We start from the raw sequence: 261 nt of genomic DNA, 5'->3' as shown, positions 1-261 counted from the left end.
TAAGATGTGCAATTTTATCAAATAATATTATAGGGTTGTTGTTAAGTTCTCCATCCAAGGAATACATTTTACTACTAAATTTTATAATAGAGTTAGTTGTTAATTTTTGACCATTACCATGATTTGTAATTATGTAATACAGACCTGTTCCGGTTTCTTTGGCGGTTAAAGAATTATCTGATAAATATTTCTGGATAACTACTCGTTGTTTTCTTTCTGATTCTGTTATTTGTCGTTGTTGCTCTACTTGTTCGACAAATG

General features: G+C 29.5%; 1 pseudogene. It reads right to left on the bottom strand.

The window, feature by feature from the left end:
- A pseudogene (locus FOF46_RS32245) lies at nt 1-261 on the bottom strand (hypothetical protein); the annotation flags it as partial.

Origin of the sequence: Aquimarina algiphila (genome assembly GCF_007489275.1) — a bacterium.
GTDB lineage: Bacteria > Bacteroidota > Bacteroidia > Flavobacteriales > Flavobacteriaceae > Aquimarina > Aquimarina algiphila.
This window is presented reverse-complemented; position numbering and strand designations above follow the sequence as displayed.